The 20,988-nt window shown below is 40.1% G+C and carries 20 protein-coding genes; 18 read left to right on the plus strand and 2 right to left on the minus strand.

The window, feature by feature from the left end:
- Positions 1–6: 6 nt before the first annotated feature.
- Both dnaN and dnaA read right to left on the minus strand, forming a co-directional pair.
- A complete protein-coding gene (dnaN, locus tag AAEU30_RS19990; RefSeq protein ID WP_087533904.1) occupies positions 7–1,110 on the minus strand; it encodes a DNA polymerase III subunit beta in 1,104 nt (367 codons plus the stop codon).
- Between the two features lie 13 nt (positions 1,111–1,123).
- Positions 1,124–2,512 (minus strand): chromosomal replication initiator protein DnaA, encoded by a 1,389-nt coding sequence (dnaA, locus tag AAEU30_RS19995; protein WP_421962074.1) that lies wholly within the window; start codon positions 2,510–2,512, stop codon positions 1,124–1,126.
- A 508-nt stretch (positions 2,513–3,020) separates the two neighbouring features.
- Here dnaA and rpmH point away from each other — a divergent pair.
- From rpmH to atpH, 18 genes are all read left to right on the plus strand, one after another.
- Complete coding sequence (gene rpmH / locus AAEU30_RS20000) at positions 3,021–3,155, plus strand: 50S ribosomal protein L34 (RefSeq protein WP_004335215.1); 135 nt, start codon at positions 3,021–3,023, stop codon at positions 3,153–3,155.
- A gap of 7 nt (positions 3,156–3,162) precedes the next feature.
- Positions 3,163–3,588: a ribonuclease P protein component gene (gene rnpA / locus AAEU30_RS20005; RefSeq protein WP_421962075.1), complete on the plus strand. Its 426-nt coding sequence runs from the start codon at positions 3,163–3,165 to the stop codon at positions 3,586–3,588.
- A 125-nt stretch (positions 3,589–3,713) separates the two neighbouring features.
- Positions 3,714–3,989 (plus strand): membrane protein insertion efficiency factor YidD, encoded by a 276-nt coding sequence (yidD, locus tag AAEU30_RS20010; RefSeq protein ID WP_087533906.1) that lies wholly within the window; start codon positions 3,714–3,716, stop codon positions 3,987–3,989.
- A gap of 8 nt (positions 3,990–3,997) precedes the next feature.
- Complete coding sequence (gene yidC, locus AAEU30_RS20015) at positions 3,998–5,632, plus strand: membrane protein insertase YidC (protein ID WP_421962076.1); 1,635 nt, start codon at positions 3,998–4,000, stop codon at positions 5,630–5,632.
- Positions 5,633–5,769: 137 nt separating this feature from the next.
- A complete protein-coding gene (gene mnmE / locus AAEU30_RS20020; protein ID WP_421962077.1) occupies positions 5,770–7,134 on the plus strand; it encodes a tRNA uridine-5-carboxymethylaminomethyl(34) synthesis GTPase MnmE in 1,365 nt (454 codons plus the stop codon).
- Between the two features lie 541 nt (positions 7,135–7,675).
- Positions 7,676–7,888 (plus strand): helix-turn-helix domain-containing protein, encoded by a 213-nt coding sequence (locus AAEU30_RS20025; protein ID WP_421962078.1) that lies wholly within the window; start codon positions 7,676–7,678, stop codon positions 7,886–7,888.
- A 136-nt stretch (positions 7,889–8,024) separates the two neighbouring features.
- A complete protein-coding gene (locus AAEU30_RS20030) occupies positions 8,025–10,652 on the plus strand; it encodes a TrlF family AAA-like ATPase (RefSeq protein ID WP_421962079.1) in 2,628 nt (875 codons plus the stop codon).
- Complete coding sequence (locus AAEU30_RS20035; protein ID WP_421962080.1) at positions 10,631–11,788, plus strand: RNA/DNA-binding domain-containing protein; 1,158 nt, start codon at positions 10,631–10,633, stop codon at positions 11,786–11,788. The genes AAEU30_RS20030 and AAEU30_RS20035 overlap by 22 nt, the downstream gene beginning before the upstream one ends.
- A gap of 1,293 nt (positions 11,789–13,081) precedes the next feature.
- Positions 13,082–13,537, plus strand: coding sequence for a flavodoxin domain-containing protein (locus tag AAEU30_RS20040; RefSeq protein ID WP_421962081.1), 456 nt, complete (start codon positions 13,082–13,084; stop codon positions 13,535–13,537).
- A 422-nt stretch (positions 13,538–13,959) separates the two neighbouring features.
- A complete protein-coding gene (gene mnmG / locus AAEU30_RS20045; RefSeq protein WP_421962082.1) occupies positions 13,960–15,849 on the plus strand; it encodes a tRNA uridine-5-carboxymethylaminomethyl(34) synthesis enzyme MnmG in 1,890 nt (629 codons plus the stop codon).
- 15 nt (positions 15,850–15,864) lie between these two features.
- Positions 15,865–16,485 (plus strand): 16S rRNA (guanine(527)-N(7))-methyltransferase RsmG, encoded by a 621-nt coding sequence (gene rsmG, locus AAEU30_RS20050; RefSeq protein ID WP_421962083.1) that lies wholly within the window; start codon positions 15,865–15,867, stop codon positions 16,483–16,485.
- A gap of 13 nt (positions 16,486–16,498) precedes the next feature.
- A complete protein-coding gene (locus AAEU30_RS20055) occupies positions 16,499–17,284 on the plus strand; it encodes a ParA family protein (RefSeq protein ID WP_087533915.1) in 786 nt (261 codons plus the stop codon).
- A gap of 20 nt (positions 17,285–17,304) precedes the next feature.
- Positions 17,305–18,228, plus strand: a complete 924-nt coding sequence (locus tag AAEU30_RS20060) for a ParB/RepB/Spo0J family partition protein (RefSeq protein WP_421962084.1) — start codon at positions 17,305–17,307, stop codon at positions 18,226–18,228.
- A gap of 142 nt (positions 18,229–18,370) precedes the next feature.
- Positions 18,371–18,751, plus strand: a complete 381-nt coding sequence (locus AAEU30_RS20065) for an ATP synthase subunit I (protein ID WP_421962085.1) — start codon at positions 18,371–18,373, stop codon at positions 18,749–18,751.
- Between the two features lie 15 nt (positions 18,752–18,766).
- Positions 18,767–19,624 carry a F0F1 ATP synthase subunit A gene (atpB, locus tag AAEU30_RS20070; RefSeq protein ID WP_087533918.1) on the plus strand — a complete coding sequence of 286 codons (858 nt, stop codon included), beginning with the start codon at positions 18,767–18,769 and terminating at the stop codon, positions 19,622–19,624.
- Positions 19,625–19,684: 60 nt separating this feature from the next.
- Positions 19,685–19,918 carry a F0F1 ATP synthase subunit C gene (atpE, locus tag AAEU30_RS20075; RefSeq protein ID WP_010561330.1) on the plus strand — a complete coding sequence of 78 codons (234 nt, stop codon included), beginning with the start codon at positions 19,685–19,687 and terminating at the stop codon, positions 19,916–19,918.
- 41 nt (positions 19,919–19,959) lie between these two features.
- Entirely contained in the window at positions 19,960–20,430 is a 471-nt protein-coding gene (atpF, locus tag AAEU30_RS20080) for a F0F1 ATP synthase subunit B (RefSeq protein ID WP_087533919.1), read from the plus strand.
- A 16-nt stretch (positions 20,431–20,446) separates the two neighbouring features.
- Entirely contained in the window at positions 20,447–20,980 is a 534-nt protein-coding gene (gene atpH / locus AAEU30_RS20085) for a F0F1 ATP synthase subunit delta (RefSeq protein WP_421962086.1), read from the plus strand.
- Positions 20,981–20,988: the final 8 nt, after the last annotated feature.

The following is a 20,988-nucleotide window of genomic DNA, read 5'->3' on the forward strand; positions in this document are numbered from 1 at the left end:
AGAACCTTATAAGCGCATTGGCATAACAACGTACATGGCTTCTTCGTCACCCGCACCTTCTATTAATGCACTACTATTTGAATCTGCAAGGGTAAATAAAACATCTTCAGTTTTAAGCGTGTTCAACACATCAAGTACATAAGAAACGTTAAAACCTATTTCAAGGTCATCACCTTGATAATTTACCTCAACCACTTCTTCTGCTTGCTCTTGCTCTGGGTTGTTTGCAGTTATTTTTAGTAAACCTTCAGAAAGGTTTAGCCTAACGCCTCTAAACTTTTCATTTGATAAAATAGATACACGCTGAAACGCACTGCGCAACCATTCACGATTAGCGGTAATGACTTTATCACCACCGCGCGGTAATACTCGGCGATAGTCAGGAAAACGACCATCGACCAATTTACTGGTAAATGTAAACTCAGTATCGATTATTCGAATATGGTTAGCACCAAACTGAATAGTTACCAGCTCTTCGTCGGCAACCATTAAGCGCATAATTTCTTGCACACCTTTACGCGGTATAATTAACTGGCGCTGGGTATTTAATGACTGCGGTAGTTCTTTTTGTGCAATAGCTAAACGGTGGCCATCTGTTGCCACTGTTTTAATATCAGCATTATCAACTTCAAACGACATACCATTTAAGTAATAACGCACGTCTTGATTAGCCATAGAAAAATGTGTGCTTTCTAAAAGCTTACGTAACTCTAATCGCGTTAACTGAAATTCAACTTCGCCATCCCACTGCTCTAAATTAGGAAAATCTTCAGCAGCAAGCGTTGTTAATGAAAATCGGCTTTTACCACTCGTTAAAAGCAACTGATGGTCTTGGCTAGATAATGTTAACTCACAACCATCTGGCAAACTTTTACAAATATCGAGCAATTTTTTTGCTGGTAACGTTAGCTTTGTATCTTCAACATCGTCACCAACAAATACGTTAGCGACTAGCTCAATTTCAAGATCAGTACCTGTCATGGCCAACTGACCATCTACGACCTCTAACAACACGTTAGATAAAATCGGCAAAGTGTGTTTGCGTTCTATAGCACCCGACACTTGCACTAAAGGTTTTAAAAATTGATCTCTTGGTATGGTTATTTGCATAGTAAAGTCAGCCTTAAGATGACAATGTTCTTATTAGGTTTTGATAATCTTCTTTAACTTCGTGACTTTCATCACGTAGCGATTTAACTTTGCGGCACGCGTGCAATACAGTGGTGTGATCGCGTCCACCAAAAGCGTCACCAATCTCGGGTAAACTGTGATTAGTGAGTTCTTTTGATAATGCCATAGCAACTTGGCGCGGCCTTGCTATAGAGCGGCTACGGCGTTTTGAAAGTAAATCTGATACACGAATACGATAATACTCAGCAACAGTGCGCTGAATATTATCAATAGTGACCAGCTTATCTTGCAAGGCAAGTAAGTCACGCAGTGCCTCTTTAACAAAGTCGATTGAAATTGGGCGGCCGGTAAAATTAGCGTTGGCAATTACACGGTTAAGTGCACCTTCTAACTCACGTACATTTGAACGCAGTTTTTTTGCAATGAAAAACGCGACTTCATGAGGTAAGTTAATTTTACTCTGCTGCGCTTTTTTCATCAAAATAGCAACACGCGTTTCAAGCTCTGGCGGCTCAATAGCAATGGTTAAACCCCAACCAAAGCGTGATTTAAGGCGGTCTTCAACCCCTTCAATCTCTTTTGGATAACGGTCAGAGGTTAAAATAATTTGTTGGTTACCTTCAAGTAACGCATTGAAAGTATGGAAGAATTCTTCTTGAGAACGCTCTTTGTTAGCAAAAAATTGAATGTCATCAATCATTAATGCATCAACACTACGATAATAACGCTTAAATTCTTCAATGGCGTTATTTTGCAGCGCTTTTACCATATCTTGTACAAAACGCTCTGAATGCATATACACGATTTTAGCATCTGGCTTATTCGCCATGATGCCATTACCTACGGCATGTAATAAGTGCGTTTTACCTAAGCCGGTTCCGCCATATATAAATACAGGGTTAAAGGCAGCACCAGGGTTATCTGCAACTTGTGTTGCCGCCGCTTTCGCTAACTGGTTAGATTTACCCTCAACAAAACTATCAAAGGTATAGTTTTCTTTGATATTTGATTTATATCCAGACTTAGGTGCAGGTTCAACAGCTTGCTTAACCGCTTTAGGCGCTTGTTTAGCAGCAGGTTGATTTACGGGGGTTGTGCTTTCTACTACAGGCGGAGCCATTTGTGTATTAAGAATCGGCTTACTGCCAACGTCAAAACGCAACTCTGGCGCTTCATCTTTACAGATCTCAACAAGCAATTCATTAATGCGATTTAGGTACTTCTCTCTTACCCAATCAAGCACAAAACGGTTAGGCGCATAAATAGTCAGGGTATCTTCGGTACTTTCTGCTTGTAGTGGTCTTACCCACATACTGAACTGCTGCGAAGGCAGTTCATCTTGCAATACATATAAACAACTTTGCCAAACCGACAGATACACAGTTAAACTCCCAAAGATTTAGTTTTTATTCCCGGTCATATCAAGGTGACCAAAAATCATACTTTAATTACTATTATTTAGGCAATTTATTAACCCAAGACCGAGTATTATGAAGGCACTTTATCCACAAGTACAAGATTGATTTTTTTGAAAAACATGATCTCGGCCACAAAAAACAGTAACAAGCTGATTTTAAACAAATAATATTTTTAATGCTAATGAGTGATCATAACAAAAAAGACACTAGATCGCGATTAAAATGTATGATCTAATTTACTTACCCCAAGCTTTTATGCACTTTTTATACAGAGGCTGTGGAAAACTCTATATTAATGATGATCCTATAAGATCCCACAATAGGATCCTTTATAATTAAAGTGTTTGCGGCGTAATTATGATTGACATTTGTTACCTTCCTCTATAATATCTCGCGCTCGCAATGGCACCTGTGCCAGGATCGCGACCTGCATAGGATGTTTTAACCTTTAACCGATCGGATGGAATTGTTATGAAAAGAACTTTTCAACCTAGCGTTTTAAAACGCAAACGTGCTCACGGTTTCCGTGCTCGCATGGCAACTGTAAATGGCCGTAAAGTATTAGCTCGTCGCCGCGCTAAAGGCCGTAAAGTTCTTTCTGCTTAATATATAAGTGGAAGACTTTAACTTTGGCAGGGAGTTACGTCTGTTAACTCCCTCGCATTACTCTCGCATATTTAGTGAACCCGCTCGGGCTGCAACTCCTTTCTTTACCTTATTAGCAAAACCCAATGACCAAGCAAAACCTCGCTTAGGACTTACTGTTGCTAAAAAACGAGTTAAAAAAGCCTGCCAACGTAACCGTATTAAACGTCTTGCTCGCGAAAGTTTTCGTTTAAATCAGCACACGATTGATAATATCGATATTGTGTTAATGGTTAAAAGTGGTATTGATGAACAATCAAACGAAGAGCTCACTAAACAATTAACGAAGTTGTGGCGCAAAATTAATGAACGCTGCAAACCTGGCGCACCTAAGCCTCCACCATTTAAAAAACGCCCTAACAAATCGGCTAAATCCAATAAACAAAGCCAATAGCAATAGAATTATAGGGTTAATTAAGGTATCTTTAGCTCACCTTTTAATCATGCATTTAAAATTCCGTTTCGGGTGTTTAAATTCATGGTATCAACCCACTAAATCTACACAGAGGATAGAACATCATGAGGTTACTTAAACCACTTGTTGCTTTTCCAAAGTTCTGTTTAGTGTTTTTAATTCGCGGTTATCAAAAGTGGATTAGCCCACTGTTAGGCCCGCATTGTCGTTTTAATCCCACTTGCTCAAGTTATGCTATTCAAGCAATTAATTTGCACGGATCAGTAAAAGGCAGTTGGTTAGCGCTCAAACGCATATTAAAATGTCACCCTTTACATTCAGGCGGAGACGACCCCGTACCTGAAAAAACAACCCATATTAACCACCAACACGAGAAATAAGAGCTGTTATGGAATCGCAACGCACGTTTTTATTCATCGGTTTGATGCTTGTATCGTTTTTACTGTTCCAAGAATGGAATAACGATTACAACGCACCAAAAGCCGATCCTAGTGCCAACACACAAACACTACAATCTAACTCACCTGATTCTGATGATTATGTACCTTCATCTACAGATGGTGACTTACCAACTGCAGCAACCAGTGCAAAACGTTCAGTAATCGAAGTTACAACAGACGTATTCACAGTAAAAATTGATACCCGCGGTGGTGATATTGTTGAATCAGACTTGCTCCAATATGAAGAAGTAAAAGGTGAAGAAACACCATTTATGCTTTTAGGTGAGTTTGATGGCAATCAATACTTCTCACAAAGTGGTTTAATTGGCTTAAATGGTCCTGATGCATCAGCAAATGGCCGCCCTGTTTATAGTACAGAACAAAAAAGCTATACAATGAATGGTGATGAGCTTCGTGTTCCTTTAACGTTTACTGATAGTAAAGGTGTTACGTTTACTAAAACCTATGTATTCAAAAAAGGCCAATACGATGTTGCTTTAGAATACAAGGTAAACAACACCACTGCTGAGCCAATTCAAGTACAGCTTTACACGCAAATTAAGCGTACTGTTCAAGAAAAAGGTAGCTTAGTTGACCAAAACTACCTTGGTGCTGCTTATGGCTCAAGCGAAGAAAAATACGACAAATACAGCTTTTCAGACATGGCTGATAAAAACCTTAGCATTAATACGCAAGGTGGCTATGTTGCCTTTATTCAGCATTACTTTGTAAGTGCTTGGGTACCTGTACAAGAACAACAAAATACACTGTACAGTTTAATTGCGTCAGGCAATGCCGCAATCATAGGTGCTAAAGGTGAGCCAGTAAATATACAAGCTAACCAACAATCTACCATTGGTGCTACTTACTACATGGGCCCGAAAGAGTCTGATAAGTTAGAAGCGATTCACCCTAACCTAGATTTAACAGTTGATTACGGTTGGTTATGGTTTATCTCACAGCCATTATTTGTATTACTAAAATGGTTGTACGGAATTTTAGGTAACTGGGGTCTGGCGATTATTGCCATTACTATTATTGTTAAGTCATTAATGTACCCATTAACTAAAGCGCAATACACCTCAATGGCGAAGATGCGTGCGCTGCAACCTAAAATGGCTGCATTGAAAGAAAAGTATGGTGATGACCGTCAAAAATTCGGCCAAGCAACCATGGAAATGTACCGCAAAGAGAAGGTAAACCCTATGGGTGGCTGCTTCCCAATTTTGCTACAAATGCCTATTTTCTTAGCCTTGTTCTACGTATTTTTAGAATCAACAGAACTTCGTCATGCAGAGTTTTACCTTTGGTTAACTGACTTATCAGCAATGGACCCATACTACGTATTACCCGTTTTATTTGGTGCTAGTATGTTCATTACTCAAAAGCTACAACCAATGACAGTAACTGATCCGATGCAACAAAAGATGATGACCTTTATGCCGGTTATCTTCTCTGTGTTCTTCTTATGGTTCCCGTCAGGCCTAGTACTTTACTGGTTAGTATCTAACCTTATTTCAATCGCGCAAATGCTCTATATTTACCGCGGGATGGAAAAACAAGGAATAAAAGTAAGGGGCTAACTTAGCCATTACTTATACAAAGGCGACTTAGGTCGCCTTTTTTATTGCCTGTTTTTCACCATAGCTATTCGCTACAAATAAATCCATAGGTTACAATACGCACATATCGTTATTCATTTAGTTGGCAAATTATTAGCATGATCAATCAAGATACAATTGCAGCACAAGCAACCGCGCCAGGGCGTGGTGGTGTAGGTATTATTCGCGTTTCAGGTAGCTTAGCAAAGAGTGTTGCAGAGCAAATTATTGGTCGTTGCCCTAAAGTTCGCTACGCCGACTATGTGCCGTTTAAAAACCTTGCAGGCAAACAACTTGATCAAGGCATTGCTATTTTCTTTGCTGGTCCTAATTCATTTACCGGCGAAGATGTACTTGAGTTACAAGGTCACGGCGGCCCAGTTGTACTGGACATGCTATTAAAGGAAATAAGCCAAATAGACGGCGTAAGACTTGCCAAGCCGGGTGAGTTTTCAGAGCGCGCCTTTATGAACGATAAAATGGATTTAACCCAAGCAGAGGCCATTGCAGACTTAATAAATGCAACCAGTGAGCAAGCAGCTAAAAGCGCCTTGCAATCGCTTCAAGGTGAGTTCTCAAAGCATATTGACACCCTAGTAGAAAAAGTAATTCACTTACGTATGTATGTTGAAGCAGCGATTGATTTTCCCGATGAAGAAATCGACTTTCTATCAGACGGTAAAGTCTCAGGTGATTTAAATGCCATAATAGAGCAGCTTTACAATGTCACCAATCAGGCTAAGCAAGGCAGTATTATGCGCGAAGGTATGCGTGTAGTTATTGCTGGGCGCCCTAATGCAGGTAAATCAAGCTTACTTAATGCCTTAGCAGGTAGAGAAGCCGCCATTGTAACTGAGATTGCAGGAACAACGCGTGACGTACTGCGTGAACATATCCACATTGATGGTATGCCGCTGCATATTATAGATACAGCAGGCCTGCGTGAAAGCCCAGACCGAGTAGAGCAAATAGGTATTGAGCGCGCATGGGATGAAATTAACCAAGCTGATCGGGTGTTATTTATGCTCGATGGTACAGACACCACAGACACCGACCCACATGCAATTTGGCCGGAGTTTATGGCTAAGCTTCCAGACGGTATGGGGGTAACTGTGATCCGAAATAAAGCTGATTTATCGGGTGATGAAGTAGGTATGAGTGAAGATCAGCAATATCCCGTGATAAGTCTCAGTGCTAAAAATGCTGATGGTATAGAGTTAGTTCGTACTCACTTAAAGGCATGTATTGGGTTTGATGGCGCAACAGAAGGCGGTTTTATGGCACGCCGTCGTCATTTAGATGCGCTAGAAAGTGCTGCACACCATTTGCATACAGGTAAAGACCAATTAGAGATGCATATTGCTGGTGAAATCCTGGCTGAAGAACTGCGTTTAACACAGCATTACCTCAATGAAATTACTGGCGAATTTACCTCAGATGACCTGCTCGGCAAAATATTTAGCTCATTCTGTATCGGTAAATAACAAGGTAAACCAACACCTAATTTATTGATAAATTTAATAGCTTTTAAGTCTTTCTTTAGTTTCATAATATGGCTCTCGAATGGCCCATCGACCTCTTTGTTGTGGGCCACTATTGGTCCACCAAAGAGGAAGAAGTTATTTAGTTCGACAGTAAAAGAGCCATGAGCACCCTACCAAGTCTATTTTAATAAAGAAGATTAGATTAGGGGAAACAGATAAATATAGGCTTATTTACTTTCCCTCTTGCCCGTTTTTATTTGAAAAGCCAGTTGTATCCAGAATATGTGAAAACATCGAGTACTTGCCACTCAGAGCACCGCATACCTCTTGGATAACCTTCACTACGCCAGTCAAGCTAGAAATCGCCCGAAGGGTTGCGAAGAAAGGGGCCCCGCTTGCCGGGTTCCGATTTATGGCTTTACAGGATTTGAAAGGAGTGGTTACACATTGAGATATAATTTTGTCATTTGAACTTAAAAAATTGCTTCTTAGCTTTATACTGCTATTCTTTCCACAATTAAAAAGTTGTTAGGGGCTAACGGTGATTAAGTGCCATCTCGCAAAACTCATGGGTGAGCGAAAAATGCGAATAGCTGATGTTGCCAGAGAAACTGGTCTAAGCAGAAATACAATTACCTTACTTTATCGTGAAACGGCTCAAAAGGTAGATCTTATAGCTATAGATAAGCTTTGCCTTTTATTTGACTGTGAAATTCACGAACTTTTTGAGCAAGTAAAAGTTAAAAATTCATAATTTAGGAGCGTAGACATTTAAATTGCGCCTCACTGCATACATTACACAGTGTCAAATTATATAAAGAAGAAAACTATGCTTGCACAAAAAATATTATGGTAAAAATAAATACCCCCTTAAATGAGGTAGATTATAAATGAGTAACTCTATTTTTTCGTATGGCAGCAAATGGTTAAAAGCAGACTTCCACCTTCATACACGCGCTGATAAAGAGTTTACTTATAATGGTGAAGAGAACGACTATGCAAACCAGTATGTCGCGGCACTAGCTAATGCAGGTATTGGTCTTGGTGTGATTACTAACCACAACAAGTTTGATCTAAATGAATTTAAGACGCTGCGCAAAAAAGCCAAAAAATCAGGCATTGGTTTATTGCCTGGCGTTGAGCTATCCATTAAAGATGGCCAGGCCGGTGTGCATACTTTAGTGATATTTTCAGATGAGTGGTTTAATAACAAAGAACAAACCAACCATATTCAGACATTTCTCAGCCTGACTTTTGCTGGTATTTCGAACTTTGAAGATGAAAATGCGCGATCGAACCACGATATTGTAGAAACAGTTCGTGAACTGGATAAGTTTCACAAAGATTATTTTCTCACATTTGCACATGTTGAAGCGCCAAAAGGGTTATGGAAAGAACTCGCACCAGGGCGAATAAAAGATTTATTTGATAATGCGGCAGTAAGACGCAGAGCATTGGCATTTCAAAAAGTTCGTACCCGCGATGAGCGAGTAAAAATCCAGCAGTCGTTAAGTAATTTATATCCGGCTGAAGTGGAAGGTTGCGACGCTAAGAATCTCGCGGATATGACGGCTCGAAAAGAAGCTAGTTACCTAAAGCTAGGCTCATTTAGCTTTGAAGCGGTTAAGTTTGCGCTGCGTGACAAAGCCTCCAGAGTCAGTGCAGAGTTACCCAGATATGAGCATTCGTATATTCAAAAAATCCACTTCGAAGGGGCTGGTACTTTAGGTGGTACAGAAATTTGCCTTTCGCCTGAGCTCAATACCCTGATTGGTATCCGTGGTAGTGGTAAATCATCTGTGCTTGAGGGGGTACGCTACGCACTGAATATTCCGTTTGGCGATAAATCATCAGATGTGGAATACAAAGAAGGACTGGTAAAACATTTACTACGTAGTGGCGGCAAAATTACCATTGACGCCATTGACCGCCGAGGCCAGCCTTATCAAATCCGTCGTATATTGGGTGAGCGCCCCGATGTATATGTGAATGGTCAGTTACAACCGGGCGTGTCGGTGCGTGAAACGGTATTGCACCAGCCAATTTACTTTGGCCAGAAAGACCTTTCCAGCACTGGCGCTGGCTTTGAAAAAGACTTGATTGAAAAACTGCTTGGCGAAGCGTTGGTACCCATTCGACAAAATATTGAGCAAGGTCGTCAGCGGGTGGTGGATGCGATTAATCAGATTAAGCGCCTTACCCGAGCAGCAACGCAAAAGCAAGAATGGTTACAGAAAAAGCAAGATGCTGAATTTAAGCTAAGGTTCTATCAGCAACACGGTGTTGAAACTAAGCTACAAAAGCAAATTGACTTTGAGCGCGACGAACGCAAAGCACTACAAGTCATTCAAAGTGCCAAACATTATCTTTCAGAGCTCAATAGTTTTTTGGCCAACTTTGAAGATGAGCTAAAAAATCAGGCGCTGTATAAATCTGCTCAGAACCAAGCATTTTTTAATGACTTTTTTACTACCTATCAGCAGTTGATTGCAGGCTTTGATGGCATCAAACAAACAGTGCTAAATGGTCACAGTACGGTTGCTCTGTTACAGCAGAAACTTTCTGGCTTTGTGCAACAAAAACAAGCGCTGAAGGAAGAGTTTGCTGAGATTGAACGTAAGTTGGCCACAGAGCTTAAGCAAGCCGGTGCACAAGCAATAAGTCCGCAAGAATTTAAGCAGCTTAAAAGCTTGTTAGACCAAGCAGAGCAAATGTTAGCCGTACTCGCCAAAAGCGAGCAGCAGTATGCGGATTTGAATCAATCCCTAGAGCGTGAATTAGCGCAGCTTAATGATCTATGGCTGGAGGAGTACCGCACTATTGAGCAGGTGCTGAGCAAGATCAATCGAGCTGATTCCCCCCTTAAAATTGTGCCACAATTTAAGGCGAATAAGGCTGCCATGCTTAAGCACATCCAAGATTTATATCGAGGGAGCCGTATTCGTGAAGCAACGTTGCAAAGTGTGGTGGATGAATACAATGACTTTGCATCGGCCTATCGCGACGTTGAAAAGCTGAAAAGCACGCTTAGCGGCTCTTTTGATACCTTCTGGCAGTATTTTGAAGACAACCTAGAAGCCTTGTTAACCTGGCAAGTGCCGAATGTGTTTACCATCGAGTATCACGGTAAAGCACTGGCACACCACTCGTTGGGGCAACGGGCATCGGCGTTGATGCTGTTTGTGTTGAGTCAGCAAGAAAACGACGTAGTGATCATCGATCAGCCGGAAGATGATTTGGATAACCAAACCATCTATGACGATGTCATCAAGCTGATTCGCCAGCTTAAGCCTTCTACCCAGTTTATTTTCGCGACACACAACGCAAATATTCCGGTACTGGGTGATGCTGAACAAGTGATTGCCTGTGAGTATCAAGATGACCATATCGCGTTAGTTAACGGCAGCATTGACTGTGCTGAAGTTCAGCAACGCATTGTTAGTATTATGGAAGGTGGTGCCGAAGCCTTCGAGAAACGTAAGCAGGTATATGAAGCATGGAAACCGAAGAACTCTTAGCCATTATTGCCAACGGTGAAGACTCAAGGCATCAGTTTAAACAAAATATTACCCGAGCTGAAAGCCTGGTGCAGGAGTTGGCCGCATTCAGTAATTCGAAAGGTGGTTTATTGCTTATCGGGGTTACTGATGAGGGGGGCATTCAAGGACTAACTATTGAGGATATGGGCCGAATCAATCAGTTGGTTTCTAATGCAGCAAAGGATGTAAAACCACCGGTTTCTGTAACCACGGAAAACATTGCTTTACCCAGTGGTATGGTGATGATTGTTGATGTTCCTGAAGGCATTAGCAAACCTTATATGGATGGCAACTTACATGTTTGGGTAAAAAATAGCGCTAACAAATCCAAAGTTAGCGCACGCGAAGAACTCCAAAGAATGTTTCAAGAAGCTGCACTGATACATGCTGATGAGATCCCTGTTGGAGGAAGTTCAGTTGCAGACATAGACCATGAGTTTTTTGAAACATTTTTCGAAAGGGAATACGGCGAACGGGTTGAAGATCAAGACGTCCCACGCGTTCAACTGCTTGAAAACATGAATTTGGCAAAGAGTGGACAGCTTAACATCTGCGGTACTTTGTTGTTTGCGTCACGACCCCAAATACGCTTACCCGTTTTTATTGTAAAAGCGGTAGCCTTTCCGGGTGTTGATATCGAAGACGAGCAGTATATCGACAGTCAGGACATTAACGGAAAACTGTCGGATGTGTTCCAAAAAGTTCTAGGGTTTGTGTTGGCTAACATTCGACATGTGCAGAATGAAAAAGGCATCAACTCTGTAGGTGAGCCAGAAATTCCGAGAATCGTGCTTGAAGAGCTTATTGCCAATGCACTTATTCATCGCGATTACTTTGTATCCGGATCGATTAAAGTTTTAGTGTTTGCTGATCGAATTGAAATTGTGAGTCCCGGTCACTTGCCTAATAATCTAACGATAGAAAATATCAAAATGGGTAACTCAAATGTAAGAAATCCAATTTTAGCGTCTTTTGCGCCTAAAATTTTACCTTATCGAGGGCTTGGCAGTGGAATAAAGCGCGCAATTAAAGCTTATCCTGATATTGAATTAATTGATGACCGAGATGGCAATAATTTTAAAGTAATCATTAAAAGACTTGGGGATTTAAAGTGAGTCGTCCCTACTCGAAAGAGGTAGGGACGACTCGCAGAGTCGCCCGTCGAGGCCACGGCTCATGATGCCTCGACACACAATCCGTCCTGAAAAATTGCAGGGCCAGAAGAGGGATGGAGATTTGAGCGTGTCAAAAAGGTGTTGCAATCTCTGATCACTGTGATAATTTTATTTATGAACTAGCTCGAAATGAGCACCAAGAAAAAGGGCGTATCCACTGCCCGCAACACGTTCCTGAGGAGCTGCATTCGCAGCATTATGGGTCACACGACCACCCCACTATAAACAACACAAATATAAACCACAGTAGTTCGCGCTGTATTTCAACAGAAATCACACGGCTCAGCTTTGTTGCTTTAGATTAGTTAGCTTTTTTGTTACGACAATATGCTCGGATACGCACTGTTTGTATGATTTTAAAACTAAGCTACTCGGCATTTTAGCCTCGAGATTTCCGTTTTGTGATTTTCTCTATACTTCCAAATCAATTTTTAAACTCACAAGAAAGGTAAAATGAACAAATGAGGGTATCGTTTTTAACAACTGATAAGCTGGTGGAAAAGTATTACAGGATAAGATTGCACTAGCTCGTGCAAAGAAAATGGTGAACAAAGTTCGTGTCCGTATTTTTAAATCAACATGGATTAGCACAATTTTTACTAATACATGCGAAGCTGTTACCTGAAAACTAGAAAAAACTTACACTCAAAAAACCAAAAACAACCAATTAAAACTGCTTTAGATCTCGATCTGTAAAATTTGTTATCCACAATTGCTGCTGATCGAGCCATATTTAGCTGAACGAGGAATAAATAACTAATTAATTTTAGCTACGCCCCTCTAATTTGTTTAATAAAACCACAAAAATGCACTTAATTTGTAAATTTAAGTCGATTACTAATAAATTTTCAGTTTTATTAAAATCCATAACCTAACAAAATGATCGTTATCAACAAGCTTTCTATCCACAATCAAATATAGAGCGTCAAAGCACTTAAAAAATCGTAATTAAGATTAACGACGAAATTAAAGATCAAAAGCTTAGGCCATATAACTGGCAATAACATAATTAAAGAACAGAGCTTTCTTACTATTTATCAACAGCTTGATCATAAGATTACAATTAGGAATATATTATTTTATCATTTAAAATCAATACCTTAATAAAATTCATATTTTGTTGTATAGTTTTAAACCATAAAAACTTATACAAAGATCGATTATCTACTTTACTGCGCAGTAAACTTGTTTATCATAACCATCAAATCTAGCAGGAAAGCGATCAACTAAAACATGTATTCAGTAAACATTATCATCGGTAGTCAAATGGGATCTGCAGAATATGTAGGTGAACAACTGGCCGAGCAGTTAATCTCGCAAGGGATCACCACTGAAGTACATGATCAACCTGACTTTTCTCAAATAGATCAAGCAAATACTATTTGGTTATTATGCACCTCAACATACGGTGCGGGTGACTACCCTGAAAACCTATTACCCTTCATTGATGATATTAACCAAGTTGATGATCTAAAAGGATTAAAGTTCAGTGTAATAGGCCTCGGTGATACCAGTTACGATACCTACAACCTAGCAGGTCGTAATCTAGAACAACTACTTATAAGTAAAGGAGCTGAGTGTACAGCGCCAAGGTTAGAACTGAATATTTTGGATGAAGAACTACCAGAAGACACAGCTTTAACTTGGTTACCTGAGTGGATCGAAATAAACAATCTTAAAACACAGTGATCTAATACAAGTCCACCAGCTAAAGTTATACACAATTTATCTATAATTTAGATCGGATTGTGGATAAGCTATGATCTAATTGCGTTTTAAAGGGGTGTTATCCATTGGATAAGATCCGAAGATAAACCCCCTGTGTATAAATAGCCTTTTTGATCAGAGCTTATATCTATCTTGATCCGATCATATAAACACCTTTAGATCGGATCTAACTTCATGTTTTCAATTATAAACTAAACCTTATCAACAGAAATGGCGATCACTAGTAGTAATAGAAATAAAAGATCTCTTTAAAAGATCCTTTATATTATTAGAGATCACTTACTTAGATCTTGGCGAGAGTTTAATCATTTATCTTCTGTCAATTTATAGGTAGAATACGTTCCCCTTGGTAGTTTGCTGGTTGATTTAAGTAGGATCCTGAAATGATTTTTCACGAAAGTTTTGATGTTATAGTTGTTGGTGGTGGACATGCAGGTACAGAAGCTGCGCTTGCTGCTGCGCGAATGGGAATGAATACCCTGCTGCTAACTCACAACATGGATACCCTTGGTCAAATGTCATGTAACCCAGCTATTGGTGGTATTGGCAAAGGTCACCTGGTAAAAGAAATTGATGCACTAGGTGGTGCGATGGCGCAAGCTATTGATAAAGGCGGGATCCAATTTCGTACATTAAATTCATCTAAAGGCCCTGCTGTTCGTGCAACTCGCGCACAAGCTGATCGTGCTCTTTATAAAGCGGCTATCCAAGACATCCTACAAAACCAAGATAACTTAAAGATCTTTCAGCAATCGTGTGATGATCTCATTGTAGAAAATAATCAAGTTAAAGGCGTAGTGACCCAAATGGGATTACGCTTTAGCGCACCATCTGTTGTATTGACCGTGGGTACTTTCCTTGGTGGACAGATTCATATTGGTCTTGAGAATTTTAAAGGCGGCAGAGCGGGTGATCCACCTTCAATCGCATTAGCAGATCGCCTACGTGAGCTACCATTTCGAGTAGATCGCTTAAAAACAGGTACTCCACCACGTATTGATGCCCGTACCGTCGATTTTAGTAAGATGCAAGAGCAACCTGGGGATGCGCCTACACCTGTATTTTCATTTTTAGGAAAGCAATCAGATCATCCACAACAGATCCCATGCTATATCACCTATACCAATGAAAAAACGCATGACGTGATCCGCAATAACTTACATCGCTCACCTATGTATTCAGGTGTGATTGAAGGCATTGGTCCGCGTTACTGCCCTTCTATTGAAGATAAAATTGTTCGTTTTGCTGATAAAGACAAGCACCAAATATTTGTCGAGCCTGAAGGACTTACTTCTTACGAGCTTTATCCTAACGGCATTTCAACCAGCTTACCTTTTGATGTACAACTAGAGATTGTGCAATCAATAGCGGGTTTTGAAGATGCTCATATTTGTCGTCCGGGCTATGCTATTGAATATGACTTTTTTGATCCTCGTGATTTAAAAAAATCACTCGAAACTAAGTTTATTGATGGTTTATTCTTTGCTGGCCAAATCAATGGTACCACTGGTTATGAAGAAGCCGGTGCACAAGGGTTAATCGCAGGTATGAATGCGGCATTACAAGTTCAAGGTAAAGAACCTTGGACACCACGTCGTGATGAAGCCTATGTAGGTGTACTTATTGATGACTTAACAACACTCGGTACTAAAGAACCATACCGTATGTTTACTAGTCGTGCTGAATACCGTTTATTACTACGTGAAGATAATGCTGATATTCGTTTGACTGCAAAAGGTCGTGAATTAGGTTTGGTTAATGATGAGCGTTGGCAATCATTTAACGAAAAAATGGATGTGATCGCAAAAGAATCACAACGAATTAAAGAAACCTGGATCCACAAAGATCACGCTGTTATTGATCAAGTAAACAGTTTACTTAAGACACCATTAATACGTGAAGCGAGCTTAGAAGATCTTTTGCGTCGTCCTGAAATTCGTTATAACGATCTTATGGCAATTGATGGTCTAGGATCTGAATTTGATAATGCATCAGCACTTGAGCAAGTTGAGATCCACACTAAGTATGCCGGCTACATTGCTCGCCAGCAAGATGAGATCAACAAACAACTTCGTCATGAAGAAACTGTATTGCCAAAAGATTATGATTATTCGACTGTTTCAGGGTTATCAAATGAAGTTGTTGCTAAGTTAACAGCTGCGCGTCCGGATACCATTGGCCAAGCATCGCGTATTTCTGGTATCACCCCTGCTGCTATTTCGTTATTATTAGTGTATCTAAAGAAGCAAGGCTTGTTACGTAAAATCGCGTAATGATTAAGGAATACTGTGTTACAGCAACAATTGACCTCTTTGTTAGCGCAAACTGATATTGCGCTAACTGAAAAACAACAGCAACAACTCGTTCAATATGTTGAGCTACTTAACAAATGGAACAAAGCATATAACTTAACCTCAGTGCGAATGCCTGAAGAAATGATGATAAAACACATCATGGATAGCTTAGTTGTTGCACCTCACCTACCCGGTCATCATTATATTGATGTTGGAACGGGGCCAGGCTTACCTGGCATTGTATTAGCAATCGCGTTACCTGATACTCAGTTTGTATTATTAGATAGCTTAGGTAAACGTGTACGATTTTTAATGCAGGTGAAACATGAGTTAGGCCTTAAAAATGTAACCCCGGTTCAGTCTAGAGTTGAAGAATATCAACCAAGTGTTAAATTAGATGGTGTATTAAGCCGCGCATTTGCTTCATTACAAGATATGGTTGACTGGTGTTCGCACTTGATTGATCATTCGGGTAAATTTATAGCATTAAAAGGTGTATTTCCTAGTGACGAGCTGGAATCATTACCTGATGGCGTTAAATTTGAGCAAAAAATAGCATTGGAAGTTCCAGAGTTAGATGCACAAAGACATTTAATTATTCTTTCTAAAGACTAGGGATCAGAGCACTGTGGCAAAAGTCATCGCAATAGCAAATCAAAAAGGCGGCGTGGGTAAAACCACCACAGCTGTAAATTTAGCAGCATCAATGGCTGCAACAAAACGTAAAGTGCTATTAATCGATTTAGACCCTCAAGGTAATGCAACCATGGGGAGTGGTATCGATAAATACAGTGATGTTGCCACTATCTATGATTTATTAATTGAAGATAAGCCAATTGATGATGTTGTTTGTAAAGAAACATCTGGCGAATATCATTTAATCGCCGCAAATGGCGATGTGACTGCGGCCGAAGTTAAATTAATGGAATTATTTGCTCGCGAAGTCCGTTTGCGAAATGCACTTGAAAAAATCTCAGATCAATACGAGTTTATCTTCATAGACTGTCCACCGTCATTAAATATGCTAACAGTAAATGCGATGGCTGCAGCTGATTCTATTTTAGTGCCAATGCAATGTGAATATTATGCCCTTGAAGGTTTAACCGCCTTGATGGACACCATTACCCAATTAGCAAAGCTGGTAAACCCTAAATTACAAATTGAGGGGATTTTACGTACTATGTACGATCCTCGTAATCGTTTAGCAAATGACGTATCAGAGCAGCTAAAACAACATTTTGGTGATAAAGTATACCGTACAGTGATCCCACGTAATGTGCGTTTAGCTGAAGCGCCAAGTTTTGGTGCACCTGCCATGTATTATGACCGGGCATCAAGTGGTGCTAAAGCCTATTTAGCGCTTGCGGGTGAAATGTTACGCAGAAAAGAAAAAACATCTCCTATTGTCGCCTAACTTTGAGGTAAAAAAATAACATGTCTGCTAAAAAACGCGGTTTAGGCCGAGGACTCGATGCTTTACTTAGTTCATCAAAACCAGCACCAAGCCAAACACAAAGTGTCCAAAATAGTGCACCTGAGGTGGATACAGCTGTCTTAGAGCAGCCAAAAAGTGAATTACAAAAGTTAGCTATTGAGTTTTTACATTCGGGTAAATACCAGCCGCGTAAAGATATGTCAGAAGAAGCGCTGGAAGAATTAGCAAGCTCGATTCGATCGCAAGGTATTATTCAACCAATTGTTGTTCGCCCTATTGCACAAAATAGTTATGAAATTATCGCTGGTGAGCGCAGGTGGCGTGCAGCGCAACTTGCTAAGCTTGATGTTGTTCCGTGTATTATTAAAGACGTGCCTGACGAAGCGGCGGTTGCGATTGCACTTATTGAGAATATTCAGCGCGAAGATTTAAACGCCATGGAAGAAGCTATTGCACTAAACCGCTTACTTAATGAATTTGAATTAACTCATCAACAAGTGGCTGATGCTGTAGGTAAATCACGTACAACAGTGACCAATTTACTGCGTTTAAATAATTTAAATGACGATGTTAAAATATTGTTAGAGCATGGTGATATAGAAATGGGTCATGCACGTTGTTTATTAGCCCTAGAAGGTGAACCTCAATCAGACACTGCTCGATTGGCTGTTGCTAAAGCATTAACGGTACGCGAAACTGAAAAATTAGTCCGTTCAATTTTAGAACCTGCGCCTAAAAAAGAAATTGTAGAAAAAGATCCAGATGTCAAACAGTTAGAACAGAAATTAGCAGATAACTTAGGCGCAAAAGTGGAAATTAACTACAACAAAAAAGGTAAGGGTAACTTGGTTATTTCTTACACTAACCTTGATGAATTAGACGGGATTTTAAACCGTATAAACCAAGACTATTCCCAACATTAATTAATATCATGTCCAAAATGAGACAATTGCCTCATTTTTGCACCACAATACACCGACTCAAGTTGCAAAACTGGTAGGATTCAGTATAATTTCGCCAGTTTTCATACCCTGACAAATAGAACGCTAATAAGGTTAACTAAACGTGACTAATAAGTTAGCAGCGCCTTATCAATTGGCTGCATTTAAATTAATCTGTTTGCAAGGTAGTGTAGCATTGGTTGCTGCCATAATAGTTTTCATCGGTTGGGGAGTAAATGCCGGGCTCTCAGCATTAGCTGGAGGCGCTGTAGCAGTACTTCCCCACTGTGTATTTGCCATCTATGCATTCAGGTATATGGGTGCAAGTAAGGTAAATCAAGCGTATTCCTCGCTAAAACGAGGCAACGCACTAAAATTTTTGCTGACAATCATATTGTTTGCACTAGTACTTAAGCATTTTTCGGTAATTTTATTACCTTTTTTTAGTATCTATGTACTGGCGTTATTAACTGGATTGTTCGCACCCGTTTTTTTTAAACATTAACTTTTGGGATATAACATGGCTGCAGAAGAAGTTACTCTATCTAGCCATATTCAGCACCACTTAACCAATGCTAAGATGTGCTCGACCGATGCTGGTCTTGCCTTCAATAAAGCATGTACGGACAGTGGTTTCTGGACATGGCATGTAGATACCCTCGCATGGTCAATCGGTTTAGGTCTTATATTTTTATGGATCTTCCGTAGTGCCGCTAAAAAATCAACACTGGGTGTACCAGGTAAATTTCAATGCTTTATTGAAATGATCGTAGAGTTCGTTGGCGACAACGTACGCGATACCTTCCACGGTAAGAGCAAGCTTATTGCACCATTAGCATTAACAATATTCGTGTGGATATTCTTAATGAACTTAATGGATTTAATACCAGTTGATTTCCTACCTGCATTTGCTGGTGTTGTTGGCGAAACTGCATTTGGTATGGATTCACACGACGTATACATGAAAATCGTACCTACTACTGACATCAACTTAACAGCTGCGTTAGCGCTAGGTGTTTTCTTATTGATGATCGGTTATTCAATTAAAATCAAAGGTATCGGCGGTTTTATTAAAGAACTAACACTTCACCCGTTTAGTTCAAACAATACAGCTATGCAGATTCTTTTAATCCCATTCAACCTATTACTAGAGCTTATCGCATTGGTTTCTAAGCCGTTTTCACTGGCTCTGCGTTTGTTCGGTAACTTATATGCAGGTGAGTTAATTTTCATCCTTATAGGTGCTATAGGTTTAATGCAACTACCGTTGCACTTTGTGTGGGCTGTATTCCATATCTTGGTAATTGTATTGCAAGCATTCGTATTCATGATGCTTACAATCGTATACCTAAGCATGGCAAGTTCGGATAATCACTAATTACTATATTTACAATTTTACTTTTAACTTTAATTTACAATTGAAACTTTGGAGAAAAAAATGGAACTAATGATCGGTCTTAAGTATATCGCTGTAGCTTTACTTATCGGTTTTGGTGCAATCGGCACTGCAATCGGCTTCGGTAACATGGGTGGTAAATTCCTAGAAGCATGTGCACGTCAACCTGAACTTGCTCCTTCACTACAAGTTAAGATGTTCATCCTAGCTGGTCTAATCGATGCTGTAGCAATGATTGGTGTTGGTATCGCGATGGTATTGTTGTTCGTACTTTAATTTTATTTTTTGAACAGCTTACTATTTAAGGAGGAGCGGTTGTGAACTTAAACGCCACTCTTATCGGTGAATTAATTGCATTTACGGTGTTCGTACTTTTCTGTATGAAGTTCGTATGGCCACCACTAAACGGTGCAATTGAAGCTCGCCAAAAGAAAATCGAAGATGGTTTAGCTGCCTCTGATAGAGCCGAGAAAGACTTAGAACTAGCGCAACATAAAGCTGCAGAACAGCTTAAAGATGCAAAGGCTCAAGCGGCAGATATCATTGAACAAGCTAAAAAGCGTGCCGTGCTAATTGTTGACGAAGAAACTGTTCGTGGTCAGCAAGAGCGTGAAAAAATTATTGCTCAAGGGCACTCTGAAATTGAATCAGAGCGTAACCGTGTGACAGAAGAGCTACGTAAGCAAGTAGCAACTCTGGCAGTGGTTGGCGCAGAACGAATTTTAGAGCGCGAAATCAATCAAGCCGCACATAGTGACATCGTTGAAAAACTTGTCGCTGAGCTGTAATTAGGAGGGTATGAGCATGTCTGAATTGACTACTATCGCTCGCCCATACGCTAAAGCGGCTTTTGAACTTGCCGTTGAAAAAGGCGCTATTGATAGCTGGAATGACATGTTGTTCTTTGCTGGCCACGTTGCCAGCAATGAACAGGCATCTACCATTTTAGCTGGATTGCCTACTGCTACTGCACAAGCTGAGTTATTTATTAACTTATGTGGTGAGCAGCTCAACGAACAAGGTCAGAACCTAGTTAAGGTGATGGCTGAAAATGGACGTTTGATCGCACTACCTGAAGTTGCTCATTTATTTTCTGCTTTAAAAGCAGACTATGAAAAAGAAATCGATATTGATGTGATTTCGGCAACACCTCTAGCTGCAGAGCAGCAAGAATCATTGGTAGCGGCACTTGAAAAACGTTTCGCACGCAAAGTTAAGCTGAATTGTAGTGAAGACGCTACAGTAGTTGGCGGCCTTATAATTAAGGCGGGTGATACTGTAATTGACGGCTCTTTACGCGGTAAATTAAATCGCTTAGCCACAACACTACAATCGTAATTGGGAAA

Origin of the sequence: Pseudoalteromonas mucoides (assembly GCF_049257175.1) — a bacterium.
Taxonomy (GTDB): domain Bacteria; phylum Pseudomonadota; class Gammaproteobacteria; order Enterobacterales; family Alteromonadaceae; genus Pseudoalteromonas.